This is a genomic window from Butyricimonas sp. (genome assembly GCF_019423355.1).
Classification (GTDB): domain Bacteria; phylum Bacteroidota; class Bacteroidia; order Bacteroidales; family Marinifilaceae; genus Butyricimonas; species Butyricimonas faecihominis.
Window position 1 is genome coordinate 327,275 of sequence record NZ_JAHZBP010000002.1, and the last position, 25,792, is coordinate 353,066.

Sequence of the window (25,792 nt, forward strand, 5' to 3'; positions counted from 1 at the left end):
GTTTATACACTCCTTTTCATCGCCTCTACGATTTTCACGGCTTCCACAGCTTCTCGCACATCATGAACCCGAAGAATATGTGCCCCTTTCAACAAAGAGATCGTGTTCAGTACGGTTGTTCCATTTAATGCCTCTTGGGGTGTAATCTCCAGTAAACGCCAAATCATTGATTTTCGGGAGATTCCCACCAATAAAGGATAACCCAAATCCAGGAAGGACTCCATTTTATCCATCAACTCGTAATTATGGGCTACAGTCTTTCCAAAACCGAATCCTTGATCCAATATTATATTATTAAATCCCAAAGCATTTAAACGAGTAATCCGTTCCGTGAAAAACTCCCGAACCTCACGCACGACGTCATCGTAATGAGGATTAACCTGCATATCCTGAGGTGTTCCCTGAATGTGCATCATGATATAAGGAAGTCCTAATTCCGCCACCGTCTCGAACATCTTGTCATCCATCGTCCCCCCGGAAATATCATTAATGATTACCGATCCGAGACAATGACTGATCTCTTTCGCCACGTCGGCCCGGAACGTGTCAATCGATACCGGTAGATGCGGGTGGTACTTACGAATCAATTCCAGGGCAAAACTCAACCGGGATAACTCCTCCTGAGTATCCACGAACGCTGCTCCCGGACGGGTTGAATACGCCCCAACATCAATAATCCCGGCTCCTTGTTCCACGATCTCATCCACCCGTTCCATGATCTTCAACTCGCTCGTGTACTTTCCCCCGTCATAAAAAGAATCCGGTGTCACGTTCAATATACCCATCACCACGGGTTTCTCCAAGCTAACCTTTTCCGCTCCGATCGTTATATGTGTCATAATTTTCAACTTTCGATTTCCAATATTCAATTATTTGAGTACTTTTACAGGACAAATTAACAATTTATTTTTCAGATTTCATTATCAAAAATAAATAGAGTATGCCAAATACAGCACAAGAATATGATAAAGTGATAGATATATGTCAGGATATTTTCGTAAAGAAAATGCAGGACTACGGGACAGCTTGGAGAATACTCCGCCCGACCTCCATCACCGACCAGATCTATATCAAAGCAAACCGTATACGCAGTATTGAAGAAAAGGGGATTACGAAAGTCGGGGAAGGCATTGTTCCCGAATTTATCGGGATCATCAACTATTCCATTATGGGACTGATCCAACTCCAACTCGGACCGGGTAACGACACCCCCCAAGATGAAGTCCTTCGCCTGTATCAGAATTATTTTCTTAAAGCGAAGGAACTGATGCTTGCCAAGAATCACGATTACGATGAAGCCTGGCGAGAGATGCGGGTCAGCTCGTACACAGACCTGATTCTGATGAAGATTAACCGTACGAAACAGATAGAAGATCACCAAGGTACCACGATCATATCGGAAGGTATCGATGCAAATTACTTCGACATGGTAAATTACGCCGTTTTCGGGTTGATTCGCCTTGTCGTGGAGCAAGAGTAAGGTCTAACCGGAAAATAAACAAACATGAGACTCGTCAAAAACCTGTGCAGGATTATTGTCGGGATAGTATTCATCTATTCCGGATTCGTGAAAGGAATTGACCCGTTAGGATCTGATTACAAATTCACTGACTATTTCAACGCTTTCGGCATGGGCTGGATGAACGCAACCACGTTGTTTTTCTCTTTCGCCCTCTCACTGGCAGAATTTCTGATCGGAACTGCCCTGTTGTTTAATTTATGGGTATCCCGCATGGCATGGGGGTCTCTGCTATTCATGGCTTTTTTCACCCCGTTGACCCTCGTACTGGCACTAACGAATCCAGTGAGTGACTGCGGTTGTTTCGGGGATGCCATGATCCTGACGAACTGGCAAACTTTTTGGAAGAATATCATTTTGTTCTTGTTGGCCATCATGATCTTCGTGTACCGCAAGGAATACAAATCATCGCTTTCCTTGATGGGACAATTTTCGTTTCTCACCCTAGCAGGAGCCGGAATGCTATGTCTTTCCATCTATTGCTATCGTCACCTGCCCGTACTCGATTTCCGTCCTTACGCTGTCGGCAAGAACATCATGGAAGGCATGAGACTTCCCGAAGGAGCCAAACCGGATCAATACGAAGTCACACTAAAGTATAAAAACAAGCAAACCGGAGAGATCCGGTCTTTCACGGAAGAAAACTACCCATGGCAAGACACGCTGAATTGGGAATACGAGAGTAGCTCGGAGCGACTGGTAAAGAAAGGATATATCACACCGATTCATGACCTTGTAATCGAACACCCCACGCTTGGTAACATCACAGAAGAAATTTTGGAAGACGATAATCACACGATCCTCGCCGTAGCATACAACCTTAACCAGAGTGATACACAATACCAACCCGCCATCAACCGACTGGCGGAGTACGCTCGCGAAAAAGGAATTCGATTCTACGGGTTAACCTCATCCACGGAACGGGATATTGAAGCATATAAAAAGCGGAATCACGTCCCCTACGAATTTTGTACGGCTGACGAGATTCAGTTAAAAACCATGATTCGTTCTAACCCCGGTGTGATCATTCTCCGGGAAGGCACAATTCTCGACAAATGGGCCGGAAAAGATGTTCCCGACGTGAAAGAATTACAGGATACCGACTTGACAGCTTATTGCGTGTATTCAAGGGAACAAATGCAACGAATTTATTTGGTTTACTCCATTATCCTTCTTTTCTTTGTAGCATATTTACTGATTCCACGTAGAAAAGGGAAAAGAAACAATTAAGCACAAACAATTCAAAACATAAAGATATGAGAAAAAAGATTGTAGCAGGTAACTGGAAAATGAACAAAACCTTCGCTGAAGGAGTTGAATTGGCTAGAGAAGTGAATGATTACGTGAGATATAAAGAAGGCGGAGAAGGCGTTCTTGTTGTTCTCGGTACTCCCTTTATCCACTTGGCAAAAGTGGCTCATAACATCACAGAATCTTCCATCATGGTGGCTGCCCAAAATTGCGCAACGGAAAAAGCCGGAGCCTACACGGGTGAGATTTCAGCTGAAATGATAGCTTCCACGGGTGCTAAATGCGTGATCTTAGGACACTCTGAAAGAAGAAGCTACTATGGCGAAACAAGTCCTATTCTCGTGAAGAAGGTTGCACAAGCCCTAGACAGCAAGTTGGAAATCATCTTCTGCGTGGGTGAAGTACTGGAAGAAAGAGAATCCGAGAAACATTTCGAAGTTGTGAAACAACAGTTGACCGACGGGCTCTTCAATCTTACCCCGGAACAATTCGCTCATGTGGTAATCGCTTACGAACCGGTTTGGGCTATCGGTACCGGTAAAACCGCTACTCCCGATCAGGCACAAGAAATGCACGCTTTCATCCGTTCTGTTGTAGCAGAGAAATACGGACAAGCCGTAGCTGACGAAACTTCAATCCTTTACGGAGGAAGCTGTAACGCTGGAAATGCCGACGCTATTTTCTCTAATCCGGACGTGGATGGTGGACTTATCGGTGGTGCATCCCTGAAAGCGGCAGATTTCTTCGAAATCATCAAAGCGAGAGCAAGACATTAAATAAAGGGCGAAAAGCCCTTTTAGTTCATAAAGTTCATAAAGTTTATAAGGTCCGTGGATCCCTAGCGGGGCGCTTTACCAACGGCAGCTAGTGCTGCCGTTAAACACGGTCCGAAGGACACCCGTCACTTTGGACTTTATAAACTTTACAAACTCTTATTTCTCTTCCTCAAATCCCTTATAAAAGGTGGAACCAGACACACAATCAACTGCGCCCGAGGCCAGCGCAGACAACGCTGGAAACAGATCATTGCCAAGCCAATAAATAACGTAGCTCCCACGAGAACCTGCAAAGGCAACCACAACAAACCTTCTTCGGGAATGATCATCGGAATCAAAGCAACAGCTCCCGCCGGGGCAAAGAACTTTCCTAGAAATTCAAACAAAGAAAACATACAAAGAAAAATCGGGAGTACAACCACAACTTCCGGTAAATGCAAGTATTTATGTCCCACGATCTGAAAGAACACGCCAATAACAGCCGCCGTGAACAAGACCAATAAAACCTGTACGGGACGATTGCGGAACCCGGCCTTCGAATTGGCAAACTCCACGTAAGTCACGATCAACGGAGGAAGAATGAAGTACAAGTTTCTCGTGTAGATAGCCAATGTGGCAACCGCTATCACTGTCACCAATAAAAACGACCAACGTACCAAGTTATCCTTCCAATGGACAATCACGGGCGTATAAGTCACCCTCTCCCGCAATCCAACTTTCTCCATCCCCCATTGTCCACCAACAACAATAACCGACATAACAAGTACAGCTACCGGATAAACCCAACTTTCCGTCCCCAGTAACACAGGTAACATACAGGCAGAAATCTGCGGTACCAAAGTTGCACGAAATAACGTGAGGCAGATTGCGGCAAAAATAAAGGCAAACGCCAGATTCACAAGCAAGGGGAAAGGAGAATAACATACGATACACACACCTGCCACAGCACCTAAAATCATGAGAGCGACCATACTTACCCGACTCACCTGCCACACCCGTTTATCCACGATCCACATACCGATTGTCAAGGCTGCCATTTCCGGAAAGATAATTTCCCTTTCCATCAACAATTCTGCTACACCAATCATTAGCAAAATCATTAACAAGGCGTAAAAATAGCGTTTACGTCGAACTATATCCCCGAACATTTGCATTCCGCTTGCACTTTTCAGCATTCTAAAATCTCCCTTTATTCATTATTTTACGACAAAAGTACACAAAATAATCCGTAATTATCATAGGTTAATTTTTCTCCGTTTTATTCGACCTACCTTTGCCGAGCTAAAAAAATTATATATACATGCAACGAGACAGTATAGATTTTGGTTCAATGAAAGTCGGACAGTTGTTCTGTAAACAACTATTCCCGACCTTGCTGGGTATGGTTTTCTCGGCTTTATTCGTGATCACCGACGGGGTTTTCGTCGGTCGTGGAATTGGTAGTGACGCTTTAGCCGCGGTAAATATTGCCGCCCCGTTATTCGTGTTCGCTGCCGGAATGGGATTAATGTTTGGTATGGGCGGGGCAATCATGGTATCGATCAACCTAGCCCGGGGAAAAGAACGTGTGGCTAACATCAATGCCACGCAAGCAACGCTTGTTTCTTTTATCGGCATGACGTTAGTATCTATCCTTGTCATGGCTTTCCCGACATCTGTGGCTCGAATCCTCGGAACTCCCGAAGATATTATCGGATTGGCACGAGAGTACCTGATCGCTTATGCCGCTTTTGCCATGTTCCAGACGGCTCTCTGCGTGCTTACTTTCTTCACCCGTATTGACGGACCAAAAATTGCCATGTGGTGTATGACAATCTCCACGGTAATCAACATCGTACTCGACTATCTATTTATATTCGTGTATAAATGGGGATTGACGGGTGCCGCCGTGGCTACCGGTATCGGTGAAATCGTGGGATGTATTCTCATGGTTGCCTATTTATTACGTAATTCCCCTCGTGTTCGTCTCGGTAAACTAAAATTCAGCCGAAAGAGTATACAACTCACACTACGTAATAGCGGATATATCATTCGTTTGGGTTTCTCGGCATTCCTAGGGGAGGTAGCCATCGGTGTGATGATGCTAACCGGGAACTATGTGTTCGTGAGTTACCTCGGTACGGACGGAGTGGCAGCATTCAGCATCATGTGCTACTTTTTCCCGATCATATTTATGGTTTTCAATGCCATCATCCAATCGGCACAACCCATTATCAGTTTCAATCACGGATGTGCGGCACTTGGACGTACGCAACAAGCACTCCGGCTGGCATTGATAGCAACAATTGCAACAGGCTTGTTTTTCTTAGTCCTCACGATTTTACTACGGGAACAAATCGTATCCCTGTTCATTGCGGACCACACAAACAATGCATGGAAGTATGCCGTATTCGGGATTCCCTTTTTCTCGATATGCTATGTTTTCTTCGGAATCAACATCACCGCTATCGGGTATTACATGAGTATCGAAAAGTCACGACTGGCAACGATATTTACTGTGTTAAGAGGACTCATATTACCTGTGGTTTGCTTCTTCCTCCTACCATTATGGTTAGGAATCAAAGGGATCTGGCTAGCGGTAGCCGTGGCAGAATTTATCACGTTTGCCGTGATTTGTATAAATGCGATGTATAAAAGAGTTTGAAAGGGGCTTTTTCAAGCCCCTTTCTCCATTATTTCGTTACCCGAACCCGTTTTGCGGTCTCTCCTGTTTCATCCACAGCGTGAGCTACATTACGAGCCAGTTCTATAAATGCCTGTCCAGTGACACTATCTTCATCCAAGGCTACCGGGCTACCATTCTCGCCTCCTTCCATAATACTCTGCACGATTGGAATCTGTCCCAGCAGACGCAATCCCTTCTCGTCAGCAAGTTTTTTGGCACCCTCTTTACCGAAGATATAATATTTATTATTCGGCAATTCCGCAGGAGTAAACCAAGACATATTCTCAACCAATCCCAACACGGGAACTTGTATTCCCGGGGATTCAAACATATTGATACCCTTCACGGCGTCAGCCAAGGCCACCTGTTGCGGTGTACTAACCACGATCGCACCACTCAGCGCAACAGTCTGTACCAAAGTCAAGTGAATATCACTTGTTCCCGGAGGAAGGTCAATCAGCATAAAGTCCAGTTCGTCCCAGAAACCGCCTTCTACCATCTGTTTTAAAGCATTGGAAGCCATCGGTCCTCTCCATACGGTGGCAGAATCCGGGTCCACGAAGAAACCGATCGACAACAACTTCACCCCGTATTTCACTACCGGCTCGATCAACTCCTTACCTCCTACTTCTACCATATAAGGACTGGCATCCTCACACCCGAACATTTTCGGCATGGAAGGTCCATAAATATCAGCATCCACCAACCCGACTTTATACCCCAATTTAGCCAAAGCTACCGCCAAGTTTGAAGCTACCGTTGATTTACCGACTCCCCCTTTACCTGAAGACACGGCAACAATATGTTTCACCTTCTCCAAGACCAAAGGTTTCTCCAAGTCATGTACGAACACGGTTTCAATCTCCACAGTTGTATATCCTAATTTCTCTTTCAACAGAGATTCACATTTCTTTCTCACCGCTCCCACGAACGGGTCATTGGACTTTTGGAATACCAAGCGGAAATCCACCTTACCGTCCTCAGCCTTTATATTCTGCACCATATCCAGCGCAACGATACTCTTCGAAGTGCCGGGATATTTCACTTCCGACAAAACGTCACGTATCTCTTTTACTATCTCTTGCATAATATCTGTTTTTTATAAATCTTCCAGACAAAATTACTGTTTATAAATTAATTTCCCAACAAACATTCGTTTTGTTAAGGTCAACAGGCTTAAAAGTTACAAATTATTGTCATTATTCCATTGTCAATTGCATATACAAATCATAAGCTTTACGACTAAAACAAGCAACAATCACCCGCTCAAAATTCGGATGTGTCTCCAAGAAGGCCTTGATCTCACGCAAAGCAATCGGGGTTGCCTCCTCCAACGGATAACCATACACACCCGTACTGATCAGAGGAAAAGCGATGGTTTTCAAACCGTTTTCCACGGCCAAGGCAAGACTATTCCGATAACATGCCGCCAGCAACTCCGGTTCCCCCTGTCGCCCGTTAGAATAAACCGGTCCTACCGTGTGAATCACGTGACGAGCTTTCAGATTATACCCTTTTGTAATTTTCGCCTCCCCGGTCCGGCATCCGTGCAACGTCCGGCATTCCGCCAACAACTCTTTGCCAGCAGCCCGGTGAATTGCTCCGTCAACACCTCCACCTCCCAGCAAGGAAGTATTCGCCGCATTCACGATTGCATCCACGTCCAACGTGGTAATATCCGCCTCAACGATTTCCAATCTATCCATGTATCCTATAATTTATCAGGAATCAGATCCTGCAAACGTTTCAAGTCAAATCCCTTGAAATGTTCATCTAGTTCCTCGATCCCGTTCAATTGTAAATAAACTTTCAATGCCAAACGATGTAATGCCACCAGCAACACGTGTTCATGATCAAAAGCCAGAGAAGGCATATCCGACAAGGTGAACCATCGAGCATCTGCCGCATCGTCATATCCGGCCACTTTTATCCCCACGGGATTCACCAAAGCATAATAAGCCACCGTAATTGTCCGTCCCCGGGGATCTCGGTCCACGCCGGAAAAAACCTGTAATTGCTCTACAAACACATCTCTCAAGCCCGTTTCTTCCTCCAATTCCCGCACGGCACATTCATCCGTCGTCTCGTCCATATTCAGGAACCCACCCGGAAATGCCCAGCAACCTTTATAGGGTTCTCCGCCCCGTTCCACCAATAACACCTTCAATATCTCCCCATCAAACCCGAAGATCACGCAATCCGTGGTCACTGCCGGACGAGGGTATTGATAACAATATTGTCCTTCCATTGTCTTCACTTATTTAAGAAATAACTACCAAATATAACGAATAAAACTCAAGCTGGATTCCTCTTTTCCCAACATTTACAAATATATCAATAAAAAACGCCCGAGAACGTAACATTTGGCCACATTTCAGCATAAAACGTATATTAAAACTTGCATCATGAAAAGAGTCGAAATGCTATTATCTATGTTGGGAATCGTGTTCATTCTCACGTTCTGGCTAGCAAGCCGTGAAGAAAGAATACCGTTCAAACTCTGGTATTATACTGACGTAACCTACGACGCAATTGCATACACCCGGGACACACTTTTTCCATCAACGCCCAAAAATTACTGGAATGATTCTTTTCAACCGTATGACATAACTCGTGCAGAATCACGTAATCAATAATCTCATCCGGCAATTTCATCAATTTCACATTCAAGCTGATATTATCATCCGCCGAACAACTCCCCCAGTTCGATATATTATTCCGAAAAGACAATGCCCGGTAACGGAAACCGAACCGCGTTGCCAGTTCCCTCACCCGTCCCGGCAAGTAACGCTTGCTCTCCATGCGATAAATCTCTACCAAGAAATTTTCCACGTAGGGAGCAATTTTCGAGTATGCCGTACCACGGGGAATATACAGGTGGATTTCTTTTCCCTCGATCTTATAGTATGGACGAAGTTCGTCACAGGCAAGCACTTTCAGCACGTGGAACTTCGTCTTCACCTCGGAATCCATGCCTAACCCCACCCCCGTGTCTTTCTCGTAGACTTTGATCTTCGCCAAATTCTGTTCTATCCAGTCCCGTTGTGTATGCACGAATTCCTCTACCTGCCGTCCACTTACCCCGAAGGGAACGTTTACCCACACGCCTCTACCCGGTGCCATTCGCACCGAGAGGAAACGGATATTCTTTCCCCGTCTCACCTTCACCTTGCCGATTCCCGGTAATACAATCTCGTCGTTCATCATCAAAAAGAGCTACCACAGAACGTGGTAGCTCAAACATTTGGGGGCAATCATCATTTAAGCGTTCTGTTTTACCAACTCGCTCAAACGGGTAAATTCTCCGTCTACTGTTTTCAATAGATCGATAGATATTCCTTTATAATAAGATCTAGCTTCTTTCTTATCGTTAAATGATTTACGAGCAGAAATTTTACTTCTCGTTTCATTTCTATATTCAACCATCTTTTTCACGATGTTAACAACTTCCGGCTCACTCTTCCCCACGCTAGAATTGTAATTCATACAATCGGCGATTACCGCGAAAGTCAAATAATCAACATCTTTCTTCAATCTTCTAATACTTGCCATAACACTGATATTTAATTTCCAACAAAATTAATAAAGAATATCATCCTAAACAAGCTTATTGTCAAAAAAATATTTACTTCTTTCATACCCGAGAGGGTACTTTCCCGGCCTCCAGCATCATATCCAATACCAGCATGGCAGCCATCGCCTCCACCACGGGAACCGCACGAGGCACCACGCATGGGTCATGACGTCCCCGGGCTATGAAAGTCACCTCTTCCCCGAAACGATTCACAGTTTGTTGCTCCTGACCGATCGTTGCCACGGGCTTAAAAGCAACCCGGAAATAAATATCCTCTCCACTAGTGATTCCTCCCAAAACTCCCCCGGCATGATTTGTCAAGGTCCTCGTTTGCCCGTTCCTCAGCACGAAAGCATCATTATGCTCGCTCCCCCGCATACTTGCAGCATGGAATCCCTCGCCATACTCGAAACCTTTCGCCGCATTAATTCCCATCATGTAATATCCCAGCCGGGCCTGAAAACGATCAAACACGGGTTCTCCTACACCCACGGGAACTCCCCGGATAACACAACTCACGACCCCTCCCACACTATCCTGTTCCTCCTGCATTTTTCGGATAAACAATTCCATTTCCCCCGCTACCATCGAATCAGGACAACGTACCACATTAGCCTCCGTTTCCTCCAAATTTAGCTCGCAATAAGTTTTATTCAACACGATCGGCCCCACCTGAGACGTGTAACCATGAACAGAAATGCCCAGTCTTTTCAAAACTTGACGAGCCACAGCTCCCCCCACCACACGAACCACGTGTTCCCGGGCTGACGAACGTCCCCCGCCCCGGTAATCCCGAATACCATATTTCGCCTGCATCGTGTAGTCGGCATGAGACGGACGGAATAAATCTTTTATCTCGTCATAATCCCGGCTCCGCTGATCCTTATTCCGCACGACAAAACCAATAGGTGTACCTGTAGTCACCCCTTCGAATACTCCCGAAAGAATTTCCACCCGGTCTTCTTCCGTCCTTGAAGTAGTCACGGAAGACTGTCCCGGTCTCCTTCGGTACAGCTCATACTGAATCTCGTCCACCGACAAGGGAAGTCCCGCTGGACACCCATCAATCACTCCCCCCAGAGCCTCCCCATGTGACTCTCCGAAAGAGGTTAACGTGTATAACTTACCAATCGTGTTCATAACAATTGAAAATTGAAAATTGAAAATTGAAAATGAAGGGAAACAACACTTCAATATTCAAAGATCAACGTAGATTAAACTTTTGGTCTGTATAAAAAATGGAAAATCAAGACTTGATTATCCCAATTTTCCATTTTCAATTTTCCATTTTCAATTAATTAGTGGCAGCAACCGTCACCGCAAGAGTGTTCTGAACCGCAACCGCCATCAGATCCACAACCGTGGCAGCCGCCACATTTATGAGAATGTAAGCTTTCCAGTTCTTCATCTGTAGCGTCTCTTACTGCCAACACCTTACCCTTGAAAAACAAATCTTTGCCGGCCATCGGGTGATTGAAATCCATGGTCACCGTATCGTCACCCACGGTAACGATTGTCCCGTTCAGGTGACGCCCCAAACTATCCTGCATTGGCAGCACGTTTCCGGGAATCAACTCTTCCGCCTCAACTTCTGCGAATATATCTTTAGGTAACTCTACAATCATGTCCTCGTTCACCTCACCGTAAGCGTTAGCAGCCGGAATATGGAAATCAAAAGAATTCCCCGTGTTCAAGTTCAACAGGTTCATCTCGAAATATTCCAATGTTTGCCCTTGACCGCAAATAAACTCTAAGGGGGTCTTCTCATCAGCTATCTCGATGGGTTCTGCATCCGCTGCCGTTCTCAACTCGTAACTCACGGTTACAAACTTATTCTTTGTTATCATTTCTCTGTTTTTTAATTATTCACGGGCAAAGATACAACTAATTAAGCGAAAAGCTGAAAGCGAAAAGCTAAAAGTTATATAAAACCGCAAGAGCAATAAAATAAGACCGGGATAAAAGTATCACCCTTTATCCCGACCTCAAATGTATATATGGTTAGTAGTTATGTAGTCTTCATATCATTCAACGATAACCACGCGGCTCAATTGAACTCCTCCCTCGTAAAGATTGTCAACACCACCCTTACCAACTACTTGCAATTGGCTGGCCTTAACACCAAATTTCTTCACTAAAGCGTCAGCCACGTTCTGAGCGCGTTTCTCGCTTAACTTCTGATTGTAAGCAGGAGTACCTGTTGCTTTGTCTGCATATCCGGTAACTCTATAAACTTGATTCGGATTGCTCTTGATAATCTCCGCGTAGTATTTCAAGTTAATCATTTCCTTGGCGGTAATGTTTGCTTTGTTGATATTAAAGAATATAGCCAATGGAGCAGCTTTTACCTCTTTAACAACTTGCGGTTGAGCCTTACGAGCTTGATTCAACTCATCCTGCAAACGATCTGCCCGGCGAATTTGCTCTGCCAATTTAGCCTCTGCAGCACTTAACATTTCCGGTGAAACTCCGGTAGAAATGATTTCTGTCGGTTTCTCTCTTCTAAAATTACGTTGGTTGAATTTATACGTAAATCCGGCTGTTACGCCCAAAATACCTTCACCCTTGCTACCGCCGGTATCACCGTCAAATGACTGGGGAACCAAACTACCCTTGATTTCGATGTTAAAGTCAAAAGCGTTAGATAAACGCATTTTATTGATCAAACCTGCCACGAACATAAACTTCGTGTTATCCGCAGAAGAACAACCATGAATCATACCAAAACCGGCAAACGGAACTGCCTCGTAGAAACGATCCGTACGGTAACCACCAATCCAATTGGAAAGATTCAGCAATCCATCAACATGCACGTTAAACTGTTGCCATTTTTGTTTGTAATATCCGTCTACACGAGAAGGACCTTTAGCGTAAATATTAGCAGGATCAGATGTCAAACCTTTTAACGTGAAACCACCAACCTGAGCCCGAACTCCTAATGTCGGCATCAACCATTTTCCCACGGAAAAATCAAATGTCGGGGTAATCCGACGCCCGAAATCATCCTTACTATCATACTCTCCAAAATAAACTTGTCCACCGGCACCTATTGAAATAAACCAGTTATCCCAAAATCCATTGGTAACAAAACCACGCCATGGAGCCGTAGACTCTTCTTCTACCACAGTCACCTTAACTTCTTCTTTTTGTGCGCTAGCCAATAATGGCAAAATCGCTACAAATAACAAAATAAACGTCTTTTTCATATTCATCATCTGTTTGTTAACTATTGTTTGCTTGTTATATATCTAAGTTGATCTTAAATAACACTCGAAATACGGGACTTCGTTTAAAAATGTTACACTCCCATAGGAAAAAATCACACTAAAAATTTTAATTAACTTTATACCAATTCAAACAAGGAGATAATTAACAAATATTATGCCAAAAACAACATCTTTTTGTTAATAAAACACGACTATCGACATAAATATGCCCATAAAGCCAAAATCAAGAACGTAAAAAAAAATTGCAAATCAATACACCTCTAACACGCACGCCTGCCTTATTGACAGACTACAATACAATCATCGCCATAGTATATGCCAAAATCCCAATCGCATGACAAAAGGTCTTAACGATACTCCACGAAAAACTTTTTCAACAACATCGAAAAAACCTTCTCGTCATTTCCGTATGTCTTTATCATCTTATCCCACGATTCCTTCGAATACTTGACTTTATTCCCTTTGTTATCGGAATATTCTCTCTCGTCAAAAATATTCTTCTTCAAGGTGGCACACTCTTTATAATTATGACGAAACTTCAAATCCCCGAATATATCCCGTTCCACGCTCCATTTATTTCCTTTATTATCTTTCACTTGGAGATCACCAAAAATATCTCTCCCGGCATCCACCTTGTTTCCCCTGCCATCATTTACCTGCACATGATCAAAAATATCCTTCCGGATAGAAAGACTTACCCCCTGATTATCCTTGTACTCGAAGTCATCAAACAGATCTTTCTTTATCGAAACTCGACGTCCCTCGCTATTCTTGTATTCAATATTTCCGAATATATCCACGGTGTACTCTTCCGTGTAATTTTTCTTTTTCCCGACATCTTTGGCCAACCCTAACAACAAAAACTCTTCAACATTCCCGTCTCCTCTATGTCTTCCTCTTCGGATCTTGCCAAGAAACTCTTTTGAATAGGTCACCTTATTTCCCCGGTTATCCTTATATATTATATTTTCAAAAATATCTTTTCCTAACGTGGCTCGAAACTCGTTACTGAAATATTCCAACTCCCCCATGATATTTCGCCTTAATGTCATGGACTGTCCCTGATTATTCCGATATCGTGCATCTCCAAAAATATCAATCTCGTACACCTCCTTCACGTTTCTCCGAGCCCGGTATTTATGTATCAGCTCAGAGAACAAAAAATCTTCAAAATAAGGTCTATCCTTCCCCGGCACCTTCTCCCACATTGCCTTCGAATACTTCACCTCGTTTCCCCGATTATCCTTGTAAACCTTATCCCCGAAGATATTCGTGGAAAGTGATGCTTGAAATCTATCCCGAGATTCATAACGCAAATCACCATGTATATCAACAAAATATTGTTCTCCACCCATCTGAGCATAAGAAAACGACCAAAGAACAACGAAAAACAGCAACAATGTAAACTTTCTCATAGCAAAAATTTATTTCTCAAATATAACAAAATTCCTGCCAAGTACAAAAGAAAAGCGGGTAACCGTCACGGCCCCGCTATTTTAGTGAAATTAGAATTTTAAAATTGTTACCCTACGAACAATATCAATATGTATTATTTACATTACATACAAAACATAAAAGCCTCCGGACTGTAAATTAAGATCTCACCCAAAATTTAACACTACGCATAGCCACGCACCGGAGGCTTTATAATACCTTCAGCGTCGCTACACGTTGTATTATTTTCTGAGTGAGATGTGCAAATGTAATTTATATTTTCGAAATAGGAACATGAAATACAAAAAAGTTTACCGAGACCCGCCTTTTTACTATGATTCACGACGGATTCACTTTATAAATAATTCATCTATTTACTGCCCCGTTACGCACTTCTTCGATAACCATTTCAATCGCCTTCATCGTGGCCTTACCGATATTTCTTTCACGGGTAAACGAGAACACGAACTTGCGGGCAATCGTTCTTTCCGGCCCGGCAACCCCGATCCACACGGTTCCCACCGGTTTCTCCGCCGTACCGCCAGTCGGCCCGGCAATTCCGGAAGTAGAAACGGCATAATCCGTCCCGATCAAACGGCGGGCTCCTTCTGCCATCTGCCGTACCACGGGTTCACTGACTGCCCCGAATTGTTCCAAACTTTCAGGACGAACTCCCAGCACCCGTTCCTTCACGTCATTGGCATACGCCACCACACTCCCTCTAAAGTAGGCGGAAGAACCGGATATCGACGTGAGCTGAGCCGCGATATTTCCACCCGTGCAACTCTCTGCCGTGGCAATCGTCTTTCCCTTCAACATCAGTAATTCCCCAAGTTCCCGTTCCGTTCCTCCATTCTCCCCCTCCGTGTAATGCTGTCCTTCAAGAGTCTCTTTCAAGCTATCGTAACGGGCATCCAAGTTAAAAACCTGATCCCCCTTAGCCGTCAGGCGCAACTTCACAAATCCCGGCGACGGCAGGTAAGCCAAGCTGAACCCTTCCGGCAAATGTTCTTCCCATTTCTCCAACAAAAGAGCCAACTCTGATTCCGGGATGTCATACACTTTCAACATCCTGTAATCCAGATGCAAGTGCGGATACAAGCGCTGCAATTCCGGGATCACGCTCTGGATCATCAAATCCTCCATCTCGAAAGGAACACCCGGCAAAGACACCAATACCTTTCCGTCCCGTTCAAACCACATCCCAGAAGCCGTTCCTTTCCGATTGTAAAGAATTTTGGCCGATTCCGGTAAGATAGCCTGACTACGATTTCCCTCGTTCATTCTCATTCCCCCGTTCTCCAGCAACTTCTCGATCCATCTCAACACTTCTTCATTCATCACCAAGCGAGTATCGAAATATTCTGCCAGCACCTTTTTCGTCATGTCATCCTTTGTCGGTCCCAATCCCCCAGTCACGATGATCAGTTCCGCTTGTTTCATTGCGTAATCCACCCACTGCCAAATCTCCTCCCGTTGATCGGCAATAGACAATATATCCGCCACCTCGGCCCCCAAACGGGTCAACTGCCTCGAAATATATTGTGAATTCGTGTCCAAAATCTGTCCTAACAGAATCTCGTCCCCGATAGTAATAATAATAGCTTTCATTCGTTTATATTTTTATTCGTGAATACGTTTTATAGCATCTATCCGTTTCAATAACGACGGATGAGAATAATAGATATACTCGTACAAAGGATGGGGCGTCAAGTTACTTAACGACTTCACCGATATTTTCTTCAAACCGGATACCAAGTAATCACCCTCGTAATACCGGGCCGCAAAAGCATCTGCTTCATACTCGTTACTCCGGGACCACACGTTCATCCCGATTCCCAAAATCAAATTCACGGGAGAATACAATATGGCAAAAGCGATTAATCCCAACTGGAAATATGCCCGGTCCCCACCCAGCGCCTCTGACAAAGCCGCGTTATTCACGCACAGGGAAAACAACCAGAAAAGCACTCCCATCTGTATCACGGAAACCGCCATAGAACGTAACGTGTGTCGTTTCTTGTAATGTCCCACCTCATGAGCCAGCACGGCCACAATTTCCTCTTCCGTCAACTCGTCAATCAGCGTGTCATACAACACTACCCGCTTTTTAGGCCCCAGCCCCGTGAAATAAGCATTTGCTTTCGTGGAGCGTTTCGAACCGTCAATCACGTATATATTATCCAATTTGAACCCGACTTTCCCCGCAAAAGCCTGTATCTTATCCCTCAACGAACCTTCTTGTAAAGGCGTCTGCTTATTAAACAAAGGCACGATCAATTGCGAGTAGAACATGGCCATAAACACGGAAAACAGGGTAACAGCACCCCAAGCGTACAACCAAAAATAAGTCCCCGCCCACGTGTAGAACCACACCACAAGCGCCAACAACACCCCTCCCAACACCAACGAAAGGACCAACTCTTTCACCGTATCCAGCCAGTAGACCCGCCTCGTAGTCTTATTAAACCCATACTTTTCCTCTATCCGGAAAGTCGCGTAATAATCAAAAGGTATATCCAACACGGAAGAAGCCACGGAAAGCCCCACCACGAAAAGGATAGTCTGCCAGACCACACTATCCGTCAGAGAAACCACCCAACTATTATACCACCCGAAACCTCCTGCCACGAGGAACACGATCATCACAACAAACCCGACTCCGGAACTCCAGCTATCCAACCGTCCGTTTTCCCGCTTGTAGGATTGAAAACGACTATACTCCTTCTCGTCATAAATTCCCTTTAGACTATCGGGTAACACGGGAGACATATGTTTAGAATTCAAAGATTCCAATATTCTCTCCAACACGAAATCCAAGCACAGGAAAACAACAATAATAAAAAATATGGTTTCGGAACTCATTTTATCTGTTTTTAAGATTCATTGCTTGCAAAGGTACAATAATAATCGTCTTTCGGATGAAACTTTAACAAAACGGTAAGATAAATTCGATTCTTTTTTACATACCTTCGCCCGCTGTTGAAAACGTTGCACATAAATGTATGCACACAAATCTAATAAACGAGATATAATTAATTGATTAAACGAAGAGAACTATGAGGAAAATTTTACTCGCGGTTGTCGCCCTGTCATTACTTGCAGGGTCCACGGCACAAGCTTTCCCTTTCAAGAAAAAGAAGAAAAAAGCAAAAACCGAACAGACCGCAACACCTCCTGCTCCTAAAGAATCCGCTTTTGACAAGCAAGTGAAAGGAGCTAAACACCTGCCGGGAGTTATTGATGCTTACTACACCCCGAAAGGAACCTTAATGTGGGCCATCCAAGCTCGTAACTTGGACAAGATCTACTTGATTGCCAATCGTCTTTCTGAAACCAGCGCCCCGACCGATTTCGTGGCAGGTCAGATGATTAACGACCCGTTCATGGTTCGTTTCTCAACGGATTCCACGAACGTGTACATGCACTCCGTGCTTTGCGAGGACGTGTTAAGAGAAGGTGATCCTATCGCCCCGTCTTTCAAACGCAACTTCAATGACCCGATCATGAAGACCTTCGAGGTGAAAGCCACCAAGGGTGACACGTTGTTGATCGACATGACCGCATTCTTCGGACGGGATGAAAAATGTATTACCCCGATGGGCTCCAGCCCGATGACGGGTAAAAAACCGAGCGCCATGTTCGACCCATCCGCATCTCGCGTGAAAGAGGTAAAGAACTTCCCTCGAAACATGGAAATTTCCTCTCAAATGAACTATAACGGACAAAACGGTCCTCTTACCCTTGTTGTTCGTCGTTCTGTTGTCGAACTGGACAAAGATCCCATGCCCATGCGTTACAAAGACAGACGTGTCGGTTATTTCAGTACTCCCCGGAACTTCTACACGAGCGATAAAGACCGCGTGGAAGATTTCGAATTCATCCACCGTTGGAGAATCGAGCCCAAAGATATGGCCGCTTACTTGCGCGGAGAACTCGTGGAGCCGGTAAAACCGATCGTGTTCTACGTGGATAACGCATTCCCTGAAAAATGGAGAGGTGCTGTTAAACAAGGTATTGAAGATTGGAACATCGCTTTCGAGAAAGCCGGTTTCAAAAACGCAATCATCGCCAAAGACTACCCGACCGATGATCCTAACTTTGACCCGGACGATATTCGTTACAACTGTGTACGTTATGCCGTAACCCCTACCGCTAACGCCATGGGACCGAGTTACGTGGATCCTCGTAGCGGTGAGATTCTCGTGGCTGACGTGATCTGGTATCACAACGTGATTTCTCTTGTACACGACTGGCGGTTCGTTCAGACGGGAGCCGTTGATCCTCGCGTTCGTACGGAAGTATTTAGTGACGACGTGATGAACGAATCTTTACGCTACGTGGCATCACACGAAATCGGACACACGTTAGGTCTGATGCACAACATGGGTGCAAGTTACTCTTTCCCCGTGGACTCATTACGCAGCCCGTCATTCACGAAAAAATACGGAACCACCCCGAGTATCATGGACTATGCCCGTAATAACTACGTGGCTCAACCCGGAGACTACGAACGCGGTGTAAACCTCGTTCCGCCCGTGCTAGGAGTATACGACATTTACGCTATCAACTGGGGTTACCGGATTATCCCGAACGCTAATACCCCGGAAGCCGAAGTCGCAACATTAAATAGCTGGATCGAAGAAAAATCTGACGATCCGATGTATCGTTTCGGGGCACAGCAATTCCCGCAAACTCTCGACCCGACAGACCAAACAGAAGATTTAGGAGATGATCACGTGAAAGCCAATTCACTTTGTATCAAGAACCTCAAGATCATCATGAACAACTTGGAACAATGGTGCAGCAAACCGGGAGCCTCGTATAAAGACATAAAAATGTACTACAATGGAATCTTGAGCCAGTACCAAAGAATGCTTAGCCACGTGTTGGCTTACCCCGGTGGTGTTGAATTCACGGACTTGGTACAAGACGGCAAAGGTGGTGTAGCTAAAAAATACATCCCGAAAGCCAAACAGCAAGAAGCAATCAAATGGTTAGTAAACGAAGTAACCACTTGTCCAAAATGGTTGATCACGAAAGACCTGAGAGAAAAATTGGAATTAGACCCGAACATGTACGACCAACTGCAATACGCCGTGGTAGGTAAAATCTTCAGCGCAGGTTCTCTTGGTAGTGTATATGAAGGAGAACGTTCCGGTCAGAAGGACGCTTACAAGCTTGATGTATACGTGAATGACGCTTACAAGTTACTTATGGCTCCGACCATCGCGTCCCGTTCACTTTCACACGAGGAAATGAACCTACAAACCGCCTTGGTAACGATTGCCAGCCAAATGAGCGGTCTTCAAGCTGCAGCCTCCGCATCAGCTCCAAAAAGAGGTTTTGCCTCTATTGATCCGGCGCAAGCTTTAGCTAGCTTGGAAAACAGCGTGAATAGCCAGCATAAGCTGTGTAGCCATGCAGAATGCAACTTGGGAGAATACGACTACTTCCGTTTGACCATGAAAGCTGCCACACTTCCAGCATCAGTAGGACGTCCTGCCATGTTATCATTGTTGAAGAAAGTACAAGCTCTTTACAAAGAAAAACGGGGAACCGGAAATGCCGCTACCCGCGCATTCTACGATTACCAAATCATGACTATTGACAAGTTATTCAAAGACTAATCATTAGTCTAATATCTATAAAAGCCGGACCAAATTTGTCCGGCTTTTTTATTGGACTTCTCATTTATTAATTCTAATTTCGTTGCGACATATTAAAGAAATTTTTCCGTTATAGGAATAAAAATATTTACAACACTAAAACAAGATAGAATTATGGCAGAATTCAAGTATCAAGAACCATTTCCGATTCAAAAAGATAGTACGGAATATCGCTTACTGACAAAAGACTACGTGAAAACGATTGAAGTTGAAGGACGTAAAATATTGAAAATCCAAAAAGAAGGGCTTGAATTACTCGCCCGTGAAGCCTATGCAGATGTTTCTTTTTACCTGCGTGCCTCTCACTTGCAGAAATTAGCTAATATACTGAAAGATCCAGAAGCCAGCGACAATGATAAATTCGTGGCCCATACCATGTTGATGAACCAAGTGGTTTCCGCTGAAGGCGAACTTCCCACCTGTCAGGACACGGGTACAGCCATCGCTATCGGTAAGAAAGGCGAAAACGTGTGGACTGACGGCAATGACGCGGAAGCCATCAGCAAAGGAGTATTCGAAACCTATCGGGATCGTAACCTGCGTTATTCTCAAGTAGTTCCCTACACCATGTTCGATGAGAAAAACAGCGGTACGAACCTACCGGCCCAAATCGACCTGTATGCCACTCAAGGAAATAAATACGAGTTCCTGTTCATCACCAAAGGCGGTGGTTCTGCAAACAAGACGTTCCTGTACCAACAGACCAAAGCCTTGTTGACCGAGGAAGCACTGACCAAGTTCATCAAGGACAAAGTGAAAGACTTGGGAACATCAGCCTGTCCACCCTACCATCTGGCAGTAGTCATTGGCGGAACCTCTGCCGAAGCTTGCTTAACAACCGTGAAGAAAGCTTCCGCGGGGTATTATGACAATCTTCCGACCGAAGGAAATGATGGCGGTCAGGCATTCCGTGATCTGGAATGGGAAGCCAAAATTCAGAAAATCTGCCAAGACATGGGCATCGGGGCCCAATTTGGTGGTAAATACTGGGTACACGACGTGCGGGTCATCCGTATGCCTCGTCACGCGGCATCCTGCCCCGTGGGTATCGGTGTAAGTTGTAGTGCCGACCGGAACATCAAGGCTAAAATCACGGAAGACGGTATCTTTCTGGAACAACTGGAAAAGAACCCGGCTCGTTTCTTACCGGCAGAGAACCCGGCATTAGCCCCCGCCGTAAACATTGACCTCGACCAACCGATGGAAGAAGTATTGAAAGAACTAAGAAAATATCCGGTTAAAACCCGTCTGAACTTGTCCGGAACACTTATCGTTGCTCGCGATATCGCACATGCCCGCATCAAAGCCATGCTGGATGAAGGCAAGCCCATGCCGGAATATTTTAAGAATCATCCGATTTACTACGCAGGACCGGCTAAAACCCCGAAAGGAATGGCCTCCGGAAGCTTCGGACCTACCACGGCAGGACGTATGGATCCCTATGTTGACCTTTTCCAAGATCACGGTGGTTCTATGATCATGGTTGCCAAGGGTAACCGCTCTCAAACTGTTACAGATGCTTGTAAGAAACACGGTGGATTCTACTTGGGATCTATCGGCGGACCGGCAGCGATCTTGGCCAAAGAAAGTATTAAATCAGTAGAAATCGTTGCCTTTGAAGAATTGGGAATGGAAGCTATCCGTAAAATACGGGTGGAAAACTTCCCCGCATTCATCATCGTGGATGACAAGGGAAATGACTTCTTTGCCGAATGGGCACACTAATAAAAATAGAGGCGAATCTCACGATTCGCCTCTATTTTTATTAAGATAAAAGTTAAAAACTAAAAGATAAAAATGGAACTTTTACAGCTTTCAACTTTTATCTTTTAGTTTTTATCTTTTAACTTTCTTTACTCCTCTACCGGTTCGAAATCCTCTTTACCGACGCCACAAAGCGGGCAAACCCAATCTTCCGGAATATCTTCAAATGCGGTTCCAGGTGCGATTCCACCATCCGGATCTCCTACTGCAGGATCATAAATATAACTACATACTGTGCAAATGTACTTTTTCATAGTCTTCATTGTTTTAAAGTTTCCAACAAATATAATAAACTCACCAGACATTACATGAATTTTTTCAATAAATTCAAGTGTTTATACGGGGGATAACGGAAATGGTTATCAAAAAATGTGAAAGATTTTACCACGGAACGCAAATTACTGAAAAGTTCAAAACTCGCTTTCCCGTGATACTTTCCGATGCCACTCATTCCCACGCCCCCGAAAGGCAAACGGGGATTTGCCAGATGCACGATCGTGTCGTTCACACAAGCCCCTCCCGAAGAGGTCCGGTTTAACACTTCACGAGCCTCTCGCTCGGGTCCGAAATAATACAGGGCCAAGGGTTTCTCCCGTTTATTCACGAAACGAATCACGTCATCTATCTCCCGGTAGGTCAGCACGGGCAGAATGGGACCAAATATTTCTTCCCGCATAATCGGACTATTCGGGTCCACGTCAATCAGTACCGTAGGAGCAATATACTTTTCCTCCACGTTCACCTCACCCCCGATAACCACCTGTCCGGAAGAATGCATCAAGTGCGCTAATCTTTCTGTTCCCTCCCAGTGAACAATCCGCGGATAATCGGGACTTTCATACGGGCGATCCCCATAAAATCGTTTCACGGCCAGTCTTATGGCCTCCACAAACTCTGCCCGTTGATCTTCATGCACAAACACGTAATCGGGGGCAACACACGTCTGCCCGGCATTGATAAACTTTCCCCAAGCCGTACGACGAGCCGCAATCTCCACGTTCGCACCACGCCCCACAATACAAGGACTTTTCCCGCCCAACTCTAAAGTTACCGGGGTTAAATGTTTCGCCGCCATTTCCATAACATGCTGTCCGAAACGGGGTCCTCCCGTGAAAAAAATATAATCAAAACGCTCTTTCAACAATTGCTCCACCACATCCCCTTCTCCATCAAACACGGCGACATGACCGGGTTCAAAAACCGCCGCAACAATTTTCTTTATAACCTCCGCCGTTGCCGGGGCAAAAGGAGACGGTTTCAACACAACACAATTCCCGGCAGAGATGGCACCAATTAAAGGTTCCAACAATAATTGAAACGGGTAATTCCAAGGGGCGATGATCAACACAACACCATACGGCTCGTACATGATCCGGCTTTTCGAGGGCCAAAAAGCCAACGGGGTTGCCAATCGTCGGGGTTTCACCCACCGTCTCAAATGTTTCACGTGATAATCAATCTCCCCCAACACCATACCGATCTCCGTCAGGTAAGCCTCTCCCCCCGACTTTCTCAAATCACTCCACAAAGCCGCATTTATCTCTTCCATCTGTCCGGTAATAGCCCGCCTCAACGCCCTCAAACGTCCTATCCTGCAAGCGACCTCCCTTGTCATTCCCTTATCAAAAAACTCCCGTAAAGGAATCGTGTACTCCTCTTTTCTAGTTTCCGATTCTACCATATCTCAATCATTCCTGTATCATGTTGTTATAAATACTAAAACAAAGGTATATTTTATTTTGACAAAAAACCTTTTCCCCATCGAATCGTTATATCCGGAGAGAAACAACAAAATAGAATATGAAAATAGGTGCTTTATATGCCTTACTATCAGTTATAACATGGTCGGTTATCAGTGTCATCACCCGTTTTTGCCTGTTAAACTACGAGGCCAACATCCTCGTGTTCGCCTCCATGCAGATTTTTGCCGGGGGAGTCGCGCTATTACTTATCCGAAAACCTGTAACTGCAGAAGGCTGGAAAGCCGGTGTCGGTTATTCATGGCTGTACACGTTACTGCAAATATTCCGGAATTTCTTTCTAGCCGCGGTTTACCTGTACATCACCAGTACCGAAACCAGCTTGTTAATCAACATAGAAGTTGTCGTGACGGCCATACTGGCCTACATCTTTTTCAAGAGAAAACCCCACAGCAGTGACATCGTGGGGATGCTCGTGATCACGGTCGGTATTATCCTGTTTATCCGTACCCTCCCGGAAGCCATACAACTACGGGTCTCCATTCTCGTCTCCCTAGCAGTTCTGGCAAGCTGTACACGAGCCATCGTGGTCGAAAAAACCACTATCGCCAGTCCCAACACCTCCGTACGCCAAAAATGCGGGATCTCCGGCTTCACCATGTTCTGGGGTGGCACGTCGGTCATACTTTTCTTGATCCTGATCGCCCTCGTGGAACACTATTTTGCCAAGGAACTTATGGCCATCCCGTTTTCAATGCTCTACCTGCCTAAGCTCACCGAGATATTCCACCCGATGACGATTATTGCCGCCTGCGTGACAGGTTTCCTACTCACCTCACTCTCCACGTACCTATACTACGCCACCCTGCAAACGGCAACTGCCGAAACCTTCATGACCTTCCGGGCCTTCCAGCCCATGCTAACCTTCGGTCTGGAGGCATGGATTGCAGTCTACTCCATCGACTTGCGTCCCGACTTGGACACGAGAGATTACATCTTGGCCTGCATCATCATCCTAGGTTCCCTACTCATCTTGATCATGCCTCCAAAACGAGTGGAAGAAAATCGCTCGAAACAATACATGACGGACTAAATAATTGAAAATGGAGAATTGAAAATTGAAAATGAAAAATATCTCAATTTCAAGATGGTATTCCCAGAGAAAACTAAAAGTTAAAAACTAAAAGATAAAAGTTGAAAGTAGGAAATTAAGAAGCGTCGCCCTTGTGCGGTTGGAATTTAAAATTTAAAATCAACAAAACTTAAAAGAAATCGTTTGATTTCATCTTTTTGATCCGGATGGAACCAATGAATATCAGAGTCATTGCGATACCAAGTAAGTTGCTTTTTTGCATATCGGCGGGTATTTCGTTTGATTAGCCGGATAGCCTCTTCCCTGTCAAACTTGCCGTCAAAAAAATCAAACCACTCCTTGTACCCTACCGTGTTCAAGGCATTCAAATAGCGCAAAGGATAAAGTTCACGAGCCTCCTCCTCCATTCCGGCCTCCACCATCTGATCTACCCGGCGATTAATCCGGTCGAACAATTCTTCCCTTTCCCGGTTCAACCCGATCTTCACGATGTCAAACTCCCGCTCCTTCACGCTCCCGGTCAAAAAAGAAGAATAAGGCTTTCCAGTCATCAGGCAAACTTCCAAAGCGTGCATGATCCGTTTGGCATTCTTCAAATCCACCGTGGTATATGACACGGGATCCAACCTTTTCAACAACATCCGCAACGCCTCGATTCCATCCCGTTCAAACATCTCTTTCACGGAAAGACGCACTTCCTCGTCAATCGTGGGCATCTCGTCAATACCTTTACACACGGCGTCAATGTACATCATGGAACCACCCGCCATGATCACCACCTCTTTCGTCTCGAACAACTCCCGGATTTTCCGAAGTGCTTGTTGCTCGAACTCCCAACAATTAAAATAATTCCGGACAGACTCTGTTTGTATAAAAAAATGAGGAACTGCCTCCAGTTGCTCTCGCTCCGGCACGGCAGTTCCTATATACATTTCCTTGTAAATCTGTCGGGAATCACATGAAATAATCGACGTCTCGTACATCTTGGCCAGCTCAATACTCAAATCTGTTTTCCCCACTCCTGTCGGTCCAAGCAATACGATTAACGTCCCCATGCAAATTTTCGATTTAATGATTTTAGATTTTAAATTAAAAAAATAAACCTTGTCCGGCTGGAATC

The 25,792-nt window shown here is 44.9% G+C and carries 23 protein-coding genes; 7 read left to right on the forward strand and 16 right to left on the reverse strand.

Going from position 1 to position 25,792, the window contains the following annotated elements; all coding sequences use genetic code 11:
* Positions 1–2: 2 nt before the first annotated feature.
* Positions 3–839 carry a dihydropteroate synthase gene (folP, locus tag QVC79_RS04080; RefSeq protein WP_124317645.1) on the reverse strand — a complete coding sequence of 279 codons (837 nt, stop codon included), beginning with the start codon at positions 837–839 and terminating at the stop codon, positions 3–5.
* A 101-nt stretch (positions 840–940) separates the two neighbouring features.
* On the opposite strand from folP, the gene QVC79_RS04085 reads away from it, so the two are divergent.
* From QVC79_RS04085 to tpiA, 3 genes are read left to right on the forward strand one after another with little or no spacing between them, the layout of a single operon-like run.
* Positions 941–1,480, forward strand: coding sequence for a DUF1599 domain-containing protein (locus tag QVC79_RS04085; protein WP_124317644.1), 540 nt, complete (start codon positions 941–943; stop codon positions 1,478–1,480).
* A gap of 24 nt (positions 1,481–1,504) precedes the next feature.
* Positions 1,505–2,749 (forward strand): BT_3928 family protein, encoded by a 1,245-nt coding sequence (locus QVC79_RS04090; protein WP_270593594.1) that lies wholly within the window; start codon positions 1,505–1,507, stop codon positions 2,747–2,749.
* Between the two features lie 26 nt (positions 2,750–2,775).
* Positions 2,776–3,546, forward strand: a complete 771-nt coding sequence (gene tpiA / locus QVC79_RS04095; protein ID WP_087419890.1) for a triose-phosphate isomerase — start codon at positions 2,776–2,778, stop codon at positions 3,544–3,546.
* Positions 3,547–3,692: 146 nt separating this feature from the next.
* On the opposite strand, the gene QVC79_RS04100 is transcribed toward tpiA, so the two are convergent.
* Entirely contained in the window at positions 3,693–4,721 is a 1,029-nt protein-coding gene (locus QVC79_RS04100; RefSeq protein WP_270593592.1) for an HPP family protein, read from the reverse strand.
* Between the two features lie 125 nt (positions 4,722–4,846).
* Between QVC79_RS04100 and QVC79_RS04105 the strand changes: the two genes are divergently transcribed.
* Complete coding sequence (locus QVC79_RS04105; RefSeq protein WP_270593590.1) at positions 4,847–6,190, forward strand: MATE family efflux transporter; 1,344 nt, start codon at positions 4,847–4,849, stop codon at positions 6,188–6,190.
* A gap of 28 nt (positions 6,191–6,218) precedes the next feature.
* On the opposite strand, the gene QVC79_RS04110 is transcribed toward QVC79_RS04105, so the two are convergent.
* The 11 genes from QVC79_RS04110 to QVC79_RS04160 all read right to left on the reverse strand — a co-directional run bounded on the left by QVC79_RS04110 (position 6,219) and on the right by QVC79_RS04160 (position 17,311).
* A complete protein-coding gene (locus QVC79_RS04110) occupies positions 6,219–7,298 on the reverse strand; it encodes an Mrp/NBP35 family ATP-binding protein (protein WP_270593588.1) in 1,080 nt (359 codons plus the stop codon).
* A gap of 112 nt (positions 7,299–7,410) precedes the next feature.
* The gene (locus QVC79_RS04115; RefSeq protein WP_151411441.1) at positions 7,411–7,917 is read right to left on the reverse strand and encodes an O-acetyl-ADP-ribose deacetylase; all 507 of its coding nucleotides are present in this window, start codon (positions 7,915–7,917) and stop codon (positions 7,411–7,413) included.
* 5 nt (positions 7,918–7,922) lie between these two features.
* Entirely contained in the window at positions 7,923–8,459 is a 537-nt protein-coding gene (locus QVC79_RS04120; protein WP_124318344.1) for an NUDIX domain-containing protein, read from the reverse strand.
* Between the two features lie 245 nt (positions 8,460–8,704).
* Positions 8,705–9,415 (reverse strand): M48 family metallopeptidase, encoded by a 711-nt coding sequence (locus QVC79_RS04125; protein WP_124318345.1) that lies wholly within the window; start codon positions 9,413–9,415, stop codon positions 8,705–8,707.
* Between the two features lie 57 nt (positions 9,416–9,472).
* Positions 9,473–9,763, reverse strand: coding sequence for a hypothetical protein (locus QVC79_RS04130; protein WP_027201158.1), 291 nt, complete (start codon positions 9,761–9,763; stop codon positions 9,473–9,475).
* A gap of 82 nt (positions 9,764–9,845) precedes the next feature.
* A complete protein-coding gene (gene aroC / locus QVC79_RS04135; protein WP_151411440.1) occupies positions 9,846–10,925 on the reverse strand; it encodes a chorismate synthase in 1,080 nt (359 codons plus the stop codon).
* 158 nt (positions 10,926–11,083) lie between these two features.
* Complete coding sequence (locus QVC79_RS04140) at positions 11,084–11,632, reverse strand: FKBP-type peptidyl-prolyl cis-trans isomerase (protein ID WP_124318023.1); 549 nt, start codon at positions 11,630–11,632, stop codon at positions 11,084–11,086.
* A 177-nt stretch (positions 11,633–11,809) separates the two neighbouring features.
* Complete coding sequence (locus QVC79_RS04145) at positions 11,810–12,991, reverse strand: OmpA family protein (RefSeq protein WP_229782881.1); 1,182 nt, start codon at positions 12,989–12,991, stop codon at positions 11,810–11,812.
* 368 nt (positions 12,992–13,359) lie between these two features.
* Positions 13,360–14,427, reverse strand: a complete 1,068-nt coding sequence (locus QVC79_RS04150; RefSeq protein WP_270593585.1) for a hypothetical protein — start codon at positions 14,425–14,427, stop codon at positions 13,360–13,362.
* Positions 14,428–14,812: 385 nt separating this feature from the next.
* Entirely contained in the window at positions 14,813–16,057 is a 1,245-nt protein-coding gene (locus QVC79_RS04155) for a competence/damage-inducible protein A (RefSeq protein ID WP_270593584.1), read from the reverse strand.
* Between the two features lie 12 nt (positions 16,058–16,069).
* Positions 16,070–17,311 (reverse strand): M48 family metallopeptidase, encoded by a 1,242-nt coding sequence (locus QVC79_RS04160; RefSeq protein WP_270593583.1) that lies wholly within the window; start codon positions 17,309–17,311, stop codon positions 16,070–16,072.
* A 194-nt stretch (positions 17,312–17,505) separates the two neighbouring features.
* Here QVC79_RS04160 and QVC79_RS04165 point away from each other — a divergent pair, with 194 nt between their 5' ends.
* Both QVC79_RS04165 and QVC79_RS04170 read left to right on the forward strand, forming a co-directional pair.
* Positions 17,506–20,076, forward strand: coding sequence for a zinc-dependent metalloprotease (locus QVC79_RS04165; protein ID WP_270593582.1), 2,571 nt, complete (start codon positions 17,506–17,508; stop codon positions 20,074–20,076).
* 153 nt (positions 20,077–20,229) lie between these two features.
* Positions 20,230–21,840, forward strand: coding sequence for a fumarate hydratase (locus QVC79_RS04170; RefSeq protein ID WP_124317661.1), 1,611 nt, complete (start codon positions 20,230–20,232; stop codon positions 21,838–21,840).
* A 128-nt stretch (positions 21,841–21,968) separates the two neighbouring features.
* Here QVC79_RS04170 and rd read toward each other — a convergent pair whose 3' ends face one another.
* Both rd and QVC79_RS04180 read right to left on the reverse strand, forming a co-directional pair.
* Positions 21,969–22,133, reverse strand: coding sequence for a rubredoxin (gene rd, locus QVC79_RS04175; RefSeq protein ID WP_065219960.1), 165 nt, complete (start codon positions 22,131–22,133; stop codon positions 21,969–21,971).
* 50 nt (positions 22,134–22,183) lie between these two features.
* A complete protein-coding gene (locus tag QVC79_RS04180; RefSeq protein WP_124318266.1) occupies positions 22,184–23,560 on the reverse strand; it encodes an aldehyde dehydrogenase in 1,377 nt (458 codons plus the stop codon).
* 119 nt (positions 23,561–23,679) lie between these two features.
* Between QVC79_RS04180 and QVC79_RS04185 the strand changes: the two genes are divergently transcribed.
* Positions 23,680–24,672, forward strand: coding sequence for an EamA family transporter (locus tag QVC79_RS04185; RefSeq protein WP_270593579.1), 993 nt, complete (start codon positions 23,680–23,682; stop codon positions 24,670–24,672).
* Positions 24,673–24,818: 146 nt separating this feature from the next.
* On the opposite strand, the gene miaA is transcribed toward QVC79_RS04185, so the two are convergent.
* Entirely contained in the window at positions 24,819–25,727 is a 909-nt protein-coding gene (gene miaA, locus QVC79_RS04190; protein ID WP_270593578.1) for a tRNA (adenosine(37)-N6)-dimethylallyltransferase MiaA, read from the reverse strand.
* Positions 25,728–25,792 lie beyond the last annotated feature (65 nt).

Bases quoted from the DNA above. Each gene is read 5' to 3' on its own strand.
- QVC79_RS04170 (WP_124317661.1), top strand. From the start codon at position 20,230: ATGGCAGAATTCAAGTATCAAGAACCATTTCCGATTCAAAAAGATAGT.
- QVC79_RS04100 (WP_270593592.1), bottom strand. From the start codon at position 4,721: ATGCTGAAAAGTGCAAGCGGAATGCAAATGTTCGGGGATATAGTTCGA.
- QVC79_RS04130 (WP_027201158.1), bottom strand. From the start codon at position 9,763: ATGGCAAGTATTAGAAGATTGAAGAAAGATGTTGATTATTTGACTTTC.
- QVC79_RS04120 (WP_124318344.1), bottom strand. From the start codon at position 8,459: ATGGAAGGACAATATTGTTATCAATACCCTCGTCCGGCAGTGACCACG.
- QVC79_RS04125 (WP_124318345.1), bottom strand. From the start codon at position 9,415: ATGAACGACGAGATTGTATTACCGGGAATCGGCAAGGTGAAGGTGAGA.
- QVC79_RS04185 (WP_270593579.1), top strand. From the start codon at position 23,680: ATGAAAATAGGTGCTTTATATGCCTTACTATCAGTTATAACATGGTCG.
- folP (WP_124317645.1), bottom strand. From the start codon at position 839: ATGACACATATAACGATCGGAGCGGAAAAGGTTAGCTTGGAGAAACCC.
- QVC79_RS04150 (WP_270593585.1), bottom strand. From the start codon at position 14,427: ATGAGAAAGTTTACATTGTTGCTGTTTTTCGTTGTTCTTTGGTCGTTT.
- QVC79_RS04180 (WP_124318266.1), bottom strand. From the start codon at position 23,560: ATGGTAGAATCGGAAACTAGAAAAGAGGAGTACACGATTCCTTTACGG.
- QVC79_RS04160 (WP_270593583.1), bottom strand. From the start codon at position 17,311: ATGAGTTCCGAAACCATATTTTTTATTATTGTTGTTTTCCTGTGCTTG.
- QVC79_RS04090 (WP_270593594.1), top strand. From the start codon at position 1,505: ATGAGACTCGTCAAAAACCTGTGCAGGATTATTGTCGGGATAGTATTC.
- QVC79_RS04105 (WP_270593590.1), top strand. From the start codon at position 4,847: ATGCAACGAGACAGTATAGATTTTGGTTCAATGAAAGTCGGACAGTTG.
- QVC79_RS04140 (WP_124318023.1), bottom strand. From the start codon at position 11,632: ATGATAACAAAGAATAAGTTTGTAACCGTGAGTTACGAGTTGAGAACG.
- QVC79_RS04115 (WP_151411441.1), bottom strand. From the start codon at position 7,917: ATGGATAGATTGGAAATCGTTGAGGCGGATATTACCACGTTGGACGTG.
- QVC79_RS04155 (WP_270593584.1), bottom strand. From the start codon at position 16,057: ATGAAAGCTATTATTATTACTATCGGGGACGAGATTCTGTTAGGACAG.
- tpiA (WP_087419890.1), top strand. From the start codon at position 2,776: ATGAGAAAAAAGATTGTAGCAGGTAACTGGAAAATGAACAAAACCTTC.
- QVC79_RS04145 (WP_229782881.1), bottom strand. From the start codon at position 12,991: ATGAAAAAGACGTTTATTTTGTTATTTGTAGCGATTTTGCCATTATTG.
- QVC79_RS04085 (WP_124317644.1), top strand. From the start codon at position 941: ATGCCAAATACAGCACAAGAATATGATAAAGTGATAGATATATGTCAG.
- aroC (WP_151411440.1), bottom strand. From the start codon at position 10,925: ATGAACACGATTGGTAAGTTATACACGTTAACCTCTTTCGGAGAGTCA.
- miaA (WP_270593578.1), bottom strand. From the start codon at position 25,727: ATGGGGACGTTAATCGTATTGCTTGGACCGACAGGAGTGGGGAAAACA.
- QVC79_RS04110 (WP_270593588.1), bottom strand. From the start codon at position 7,298: ATGCAAGAGATAGTAAAAGAGATACGTGACGTTTTGTCGGAAGTGAAA.
- rd (WP_065219960.1), bottom strand. From the start codon at position 22,133: ATGAAAAAGTACATTTGCACAGTATGTAGTTATATTTATGATCCTGCA.
- QVC79_RS04165 (WP_270593582.1), top strand. From the start codon at position 17,506: ATGAGGAAAATTTTACTCGCGGTTGTCGCCCTGTCATTACTTGCAGGG.